The sequence below is a fragment of the Gracilibacillus timonensis genome, from assembly GCF_900086715.1.
In the GTDB taxonomy this organism is placed as follows: domain Bacteria; phylum Bacillota; class Bacilli; order Bacillales; family Amphibacillaceae; genus Gracilibacillus; species Gracilibacillus timonensis.
Genome location: NZ_FLKH01000002.1, coordinates 1 through 6,336 on the forward strand (window position 1 = coordinate 1; position 6,336 = coordinate 6,336).

The 6,336-nt window shown below is 37.6% G+C and carries 7 protein-coding genes and 1 pseudogene; 6 read left to right on the top strand and 2 right to left on the bottom strand.

Annotated elements, in window-relative coordinates; translation table 11 throughout:
- Nucleotides 1–200: 200 nt before the first annotated feature.
- Together BN6556_RS00065 and BN6556_RS00070 are read left to right on the top strand one after the other, a co-directional pair.
- Nucleotides 201–548, top strand: a complete 348-nt coding sequence (locus BN6556_RS00065) for a nucleotidyltransferase domain-containing protein (protein WP_066185546.1) — start codon at nt 201–203, stop codon at nt 546–548.
- A gap of 25 nt (nt 549–573) precedes the next feature.
- A complete protein-coding gene (locus tag BN6556_RS00070) occupies nt 574–1,155 on the top strand; it encodes a hypothetical protein (RefSeq protein WP_066185548.1) in 582 nt (193 codons plus the stop codon).
- A gap of 585 nt (nt 1,156–1,740) precedes the next feature.
- Here the strand turns inward: BN6556_RS00070 and BN6556_RS00075 are convergent.
- Complete coding sequence (locus tag BN6556_RS00075; RefSeq protein ID WP_066185550.1) at nt 1,741–2,967, bottom strand: IS110 family RNA-guided transposase; 1,227 nt, start codon at nt 2,965–2,967, stop codon at nt 1,741–1,743.
- Between the two features lie 185 nt (nt 2,968–3,152).
- Between BN6556_RS00075 and BN6556_RS21815 the strand changes: the two genes are divergently transcribed.
- The 4 genes from BN6556_RS21815 to BN6556_RS00090 all read left to right on the top strand — a co-directional run bounded on the left by BN6556_RS21815 (nt 3,153) and on the right by BN6556_RS00090 (nt 5,644).
- Entirely contained in the window at nt 3,153–3,434 is a 282-nt protein-coding gene (locus BN6556_RS21815; protein WP_148436623.1) for a hypothetical protein, read from the top strand.
- Nucleotides 3,435–3,532: 98 nt separating this feature from the next.
- On the top strand, nt 3,533–4,282 hold the full coding sequence (locus BN6556_RS00080) for an ABC transporter permease (RefSeq protein WP_066185552.1): 750 nt from the start codon (nt 3,533–3,535) through the stop codon (nt 4,280–4,282).
- Between the two features lie 379 nt (nt 4,283–4,661).
- Entirely contained in the window at nt 4,662–5,177 is a 516-nt protein-coding gene (locus BN6556_RS00085; protein WP_066185555.1) for a DUF402 domain-containing protein, read from the top strand.
- Between the two features lie 65 nt (nt 5,178–5,242).
- Nucleotides 5,243–5,644 carry a hypothetical protein gene (locus tag BN6556_RS00090; RefSeq protein WP_066185557.1) on the top strand — a complete coding sequence of 134 codons (402 nt, stop codon included), beginning with the start codon at nt 5,243–5,245 and terminating at the stop codon, nt 5,642–5,644.
- 222 nt (nt 5,645–5,866) lie between these two features.
- On the opposite strand, the pseudogene BN6556_RS22015 reads toward BN6556_RS00090, so the two are convergent.
- Nucleotides 5,867–6,336 (bottom strand): annotated as a pseudogene (locus tag BN6556_RS22015) (hypothetical protein); the annotation flags it as partial.

A 6,336-nucleotide genomic window follows, 5' to 3' on the forward strand; every position in this document is an offset into this window, starting at 1 on the left:
CATTAAAAAACTCCCCCTTATAATATGCAAAAAATTTAGCATATTACTTCAGGAAAGTACAGTAATTATCCTGGAGGAGTTTGAACAAGATAACCCTATTTGAGAGGAAATAAAGTGATGCTTTACAAGAATAGGTTAAAAAGAAGTAGAGTTACGTATGTGATATTTAAAGCGTTAGCCTTTGTTGGGGGGGATGGATAATGGTCAATAAAAGTGTTGAACTGCTTCAAGTTGCTCAAGATTTTATTAAAGACAAAGAAGTAATTGGTGCTTATGTAGGTGGTTCAGTGGGGAGAGGCGAAGCAGATGAATATAGTGACATTGATTTAACGATATTTACCAACACTGAAACGATTTCGAAAAAAATTGACGTAATTTACAAAGATGAAATCATTCAATTAGAGATATTACATATCAGTGAGTTACCTCATATAGTTTCGGTCGAAGCCTCACCTTGGGATTTCAGGTTTTTGGATGAGGTTACTATTATTAAAGATGAGGATGGAGAACTTAATAAGATAAAAAAAATGGGCTATCAGCTATTTTAGTTCAGATAAAGGCAGAAAAAAGATAATGGAGCAAGTCTCTAATATTGTTAGAGAAAGAAATTTGTCCGCTTTAGATTTTTTAAAGGAGAAAAAGTATTATTCAGCCACCATTTCTTCTATGGGGGCTTGGGCAGAGGCTGGATTTTTATTTTTATATTGTCATTTTCATTCCCTTTCAAATGAGCTTATGATACCTCGAATACAAAGGTTAGAAGTATATCAAAAATTTGAACGAGTATCCCCCTTTCATTTAGATGTCCATTTTTTAGAGGTTCAGCAAACTATTAAAAATTTTCGTAAACATCTTCGAAAGAAAGGATATTCATATTATGGTTTATCCGAAATTCACGATACCTTATGTGAAAGGAAAATTAAGCGATTATCTAATGATGCGGAAAATTTGAATGTAGTATACCAAATGTATGGTGAAGCTTTATGGCTATACTTTGAAACATCAGAAGGTAAAATCTTTGAAAGATATTTTGGTCATTTACCGAATAAGTTACAACATGATTTATCGAAAATTGGATTTGTTGCTTTAGAAGAGAATAAGGTAAAGGAAATATGCCAGTTAAGCGAGGAGATTGTAAGCCTTTCTTCGACGTAAGTCAAACAAACAATCATATTATTTTGATATTCAAAGGAGCCTCGTTCATATCATTATTCTGGTTATTATTCCATTGGTTTTGTCATCGCTAATTTCTCCCATTTCTAATTACTTTATATTCTAAGATTGCAAGTTAGAAGTTTATAATAATGCTTTTTTCCTGTTATAGAAGGCTTGGTGAGTCATCTAATTAGGAATGAAAGCAGAAATAATCATTCGTAGTAATATTGACTTGTGAAAGATAAGACTAAAGCGCGCCTTTAGTCTTAATTTTTTGAAAAATTACAAAATGATTTGACTTAAAGTTGACTTTAATCTGTAAAGTGTACATTGTAAAAATAAAAAATAGAGTGGGAGGCATGTTATAAGAATATACGGAGTAGGTAAAATAAGTCTGTTGTATATTTTATATGGTTATTAATTCTATACGAGACTTGTGGTAGTAAGTCAAGAGAAAAATGATAAAAATTTTGACTTTTGATGGACTGTCAAAGGAAAAAAGGCGCACTGAACTAAACCCGTGCATAAATAGGAATGCCTGTTCGGGTTTGCTTCAAGGATTCAAAAGCCTTGGTAAGCTTTTGGCTATACGCTCCTTTCTGGCGTGTAGAGTTGGCGGTTGCGTAGTAGCACATCCACCAAACGCACGAGTTTTCTTGCCGTCATGACGAGTGCTCGTTTGTGCTTGTATTTCGGAACTTCCTTATATTTCTTCAAGTAAAATTGACGGTAAACCGGCTCATTACGTTGTACCGAGTTGGCAGCTTCAACTAAGTAATAACGTAGATATGGATTGCCGGACCTTACCCTTGGTGTTCGTTCCGATTCAAAGTCGCCCGATTGTTTTCTCTTCCAGTAGAGACCTGCATACTTGGCTATCTGTGCTTCCGTGTCGAAGCGATCAATTTGTGCAAGCTCGGCGGTAATCCCCGCTGCATAAACGTCGCTAATGCCTGGAATGCTTGTTAAACATTGTGCTTCCGGTATCATCTCAAATAAAGCTTGGATCCCTTTTTCCAGTTCTTTGACTTGTTTTTTTAAGGTCTGGATGAGTCGGGCATAGGTCGCTAAAACCATATCGACGGATTCTTCCATCACCTTACCCAAACGATAGGAATCACGAGTCGCCTTTTGGATGTCTTTCGCTAATTGATCGGGATCTTTGAACCGTCCTTTTCCTCTTTTTTGGAGGAAAAGCGCTAGCTCTTCCAAGTCCATGGCGGCTATATCATCTAATGAAAAAGAGTCGGTAAGCAATTCCATCATGGTTGAACCAAAGACGGAAGTATCTATATCTGTCGTAAGTGTGTTGCATTTATAATACAGGTTCTCTAAAAAGTGTTGCTTGCTCTCCGTCAATTGCTGTACCACTTGATAACGAGAACGCGTTAATCGCTGGAGGGCGACATACTTTTCTTCTTGCATAACGGTTTTATGATAACGCCCGAAACGAAGAAAATCAGCAATACGAAATGCATCGATACGATCGGTCTTGTCCTCTTCAAAGAGACCTTTAAACCGGTGAATGGCTTTCGGATTTTGAACGACAACTTCTACACCAATCCGCTGTAAGTCCTTATCCTTACTCAACAGGTGAGCGGGATGAAAACTATAGACGGAGGTAGATTCCATCCCAACCATGATCTTTTCGTAATGGAATTGTCCATTATAAGCTAACATGGCTTCTTTCATCTGCGTGGCACCATGTATATCATTGGGATAGGTGGTTTCCTTTAAACGTGTATCTTCACTATCAAGGAAACAAACATCTAGATTTTTAGAGCTCACATCAATACCTACGAACAATTTCATGGAAAGGACCTCCTTTCTTTTGATTTTGGAATAAGCTTGGATACTGCGGGATATCCCTAGAAACAATGGTTTGGCTACAGCCTCGCATATGAGTATTCGATGGTGCTGCCTAAAAGCTGCCCCGATATCCACTAATATCGGTTTAGGTAGGCACCGATACAGCTTGTGTGTTTGCAGTACAACCATTGTCTGGGTCACAGTCTTTTATCGTAGTCGAACTACAGGAGTTGAAAGCATATTCCCAGTTGGATCCATTCCAATTTCTATTATCCAGGGATATCCCCCAGTATCCAAGCCATTCGGGTTGTGTGATTTATTCATGTAAGTGTAAGGAGAGAACAGAACCGCCGTCGATTGGACATGGAGCCTCTGCAGGCATGATCGACGAGCCAAGCGGCAAATGGGCAAAGACATTGGCTCATGCATGGCAGCTTATCATCCCTGCCACTCCATATAAAATCGACTAATGGGGTGCCCTTATCATCTATAGCAGAAAACTATTATTTAGTTATCAAAGAGCAAGAAAATCAATTTCTAAAACTTATTATACGAGGAGTTGAAACCAATGGAAAGTAAAACAAGTGTGTTAGCAGGACGTTTAATGCGCAATATTGTACGTAGCCCCGATACGATTATCACCGTTGCGGTTACACCAATTATGATAATGTTAATGTTTGTCTATGTATTTGGTGGAGCGATAGAGACAGGTATGGAAAACTATATCAATTTTCTTTTACCTGGAATTTTATTAATCACTATTTCATCAGGAGTCGCGTACACTTCTTTGCGGTTATTTACCGATGTAAAGAGCGGTCTAATGGCGCGTTTTATTACTATGCCCATCAGGCGATCGTCGGTATTATGGGCTCATGTATTAACCTCATTTATTTCCAATCTGCTTACTGTAATGATTGTTATTCTCGTAGCACTCTTGTTAGGGTTTCGTTCCAACGCTGATATTCTGGAATGGCTCGCTGTAGTTGGCATATTGGGGTTGTTTACACTGGCATTGACCTGGTTAGCGGTTATTCCTGGATTAACTGCAAAATCGATGGAAGGGGCGACATCATATTCGTATCTATTGATTTTCCTTCCGTTTATCAGTTCAGCTTTTGTTCCTACTGAAACCATGCCGAAGGTTGTTCGTGCGTTTGCGGAGCATCAACCCGTAACTTCCATCGTGAATTCGATTCGAGCCCTTTTGTACGAAGGTGTTGTAGATAGTGGTATCTGGACTGCACTTGCTTGGTGTGTAGGGGTTATGATCATCACTTATTTGATTGCCAATAAGGTATTTCAACGGCAGTTAGGATAATCTATCATGCAATATTTCTCATCTTTCCAGTTTAGTTTCTATATATCCATCATTTCATAAGGATGATATAATGGAAGGAGATTTCCTAAGTTAGTAAATAAATTAACACTATCATTTGGAAATCATGTCACGTGCTAATCATATGATTAAGATCTCAGAACTCACAGGTGAGCTGGCTTCTAGATAGAAGTGAACTCTTCATTGATTAAAAATCATATAAAGTAAAACTGCCATCCATGAAGTTCACTTGGCTTCTTTGAACTTTTGTCATCTTGGAGTGTGGTCTTACGGACGGTTAGCACTGTGATAAATAAAAGGATTTTTTAGCCGAGCATATGATTTCTTTTCTGTATCCATATGGATAAAAAGGGGGAGTGAAATGGATAATAATTCTGTTATTGAAAGAAAAATCAGATATGATAATTCAGTGGTGGAATACCCATGTAGGGAAATTAGGATTTATGCCGGCAAAAAGGCTGTTTTGTATCACAAAATTGAGTCTCCTTTTACCATGCAAGTAAATCATTCGATACTCCGAATCCCCAAAGGCAGTTATACATTCGCTTTTTATTGGAGCGACAAGTCTTATAATGTTTACGTATTCAGAGATAGCGATGACCAACTCTTGGGTTTGTATATTAACATTGTTCAACAGACGAAAATTACGCATCGTGTTGTGACATTTGAAGACTTGATTATAGATATTGTTAAAACGCCGAGCGGAGAATATGCAGTATTAGACGAAGAGGAACTACCAGAACCGTTAGGAGAATTTGAGAATGGTAGGGTCAATGCCGCATTGGAAGAAGTATTGAACTCTTTGGAGACTATTGCTGAGGATGTCGTTATAGAATCGGAGAAGCTCCTGAAACAATGGAAAAAGACGATTGATTGACATTTTTATACCAATAAAAGTAAAAACAAAGTAATATTCATATTGAAAAAGGGAACTACATACATATGACAAGCAAATTAATCAAGACAGTCATGATGTTATGTGGACTGATTCTACTAATGAGCTGTAAACCATCCGATACATATGCTGGTGATTGGTATGGACTATCGGATACAGGAGAACAAGCCATGCTTCATTTTTCAGAAGAAAAAAACCTAACTATCACTGATGAGACTGGCAAGGAAGAAACATTTGAGATTTCTCAGAATGTGGCAGGGGTTATGAACTCTACTAGATATTATCGGGTGGAAGTGGATGGAGCCAATCATTATGTCGTTTTTGAAGATAGAGACGATGAAAACAATGCACTCTTTGTTAAACAAACAAACTATGCGGATGATTTTGAGGATATGGAAGTTGAAATTATCTACGTCATGAACCGAGAAGATTATCCAAGTGAATTTTGATGATCATGCCATTTAAACACTGAGAAGGAATCATTTGAAAGAGAGTTTATGTGCTAGAGTAATGCTAGGTCTGTGCAGATAGATAATATATATTTTGAAAATTTCTGAATATATTACCGTTTATTGAAAAGATTGTTTACAATGACGGATAATGAACTCTTTGAATTTTCTAAAGCATTAATGTCAAAACGAAACAAGTGGATCACTTGTTTCGTTTTGACATTAATGCTCAAGTGATTTCCGAAGCTTCGTTACTTCCTGAAGCTCAAGGCTGGTTAATTCTGATATTTCTGCATCGGAATAATTCTTTTCAATCAATTTTTTGGCAACCCTTTGTTCTGCTTTTAACATTCCGCGTTCCATGCCTTGCTCTATGCCTTGCTCTATGCCTTGCTTTATCCCTTGTTCCATCCCACGTTCCAACCCTTGTTTTGTAGCTGCTTCTTCAATCTCTCTAATCAGTCGGCCAAATGTCGGGGTGTCTCTTAATTTTTCCATTCCCATAATGTTCTTGCCCTCCTTCTCGTTTTGGATGATGGGTAATGATTCGTAAAATTGTTCCTGCAATTCGTCTGGTAGCTTCATGATGTAATCAATAAAATACAATAAGGCAGAAAGATACTTGGGGCGGTGTCGATATTTTTCGTAGACTAAGTCGACCAGTATCTTCTTATGATCAAACTTGGTTTCCT

Coding starts and splice junctions, on each gene's coding strand:
- BN6556_RS00065 (WP_066185546.1), top strand. CDS start 201: ATGGTCAATAAAAGTGTTGAACTGCTTCAAGTTGCTCAAGATTTTATT.
- BN6556_RS00070 (WP_066185548.1), top strand. CDS start 574: ATGGAGCAAGTCTCTAATATTGTTAGAGAAAGAAATTTGTCCGCTTTA.
- BN6556_RS00075 (WP_066185550.1), bottom strand. CDS start 2,967: ATGAAATTGTTCGTAGGTATTGATGTGAGCTCTAAAAATCTAGATGTT.
- BN6556_RS00080 (WP_066185552.1), top strand. CDS start 3,533: ATGGAAAGTAAAACAAGTGTGTTAGCAGGACGTTTAATGCGCAATATT.
- BN6556_RS00085 (WP_066185555.1), top strand. CDS start 4,662: ATGGATAATAATTCTGTTATTGAAAGAAAAATCAGATATGATAATTCA.
- BN6556_RS00090 (WP_066185557.1), top strand. CDS start 5,243: ATGACAAGCAAATTAATCAAGACAGTCATGATGTTATGTGGACTGATT.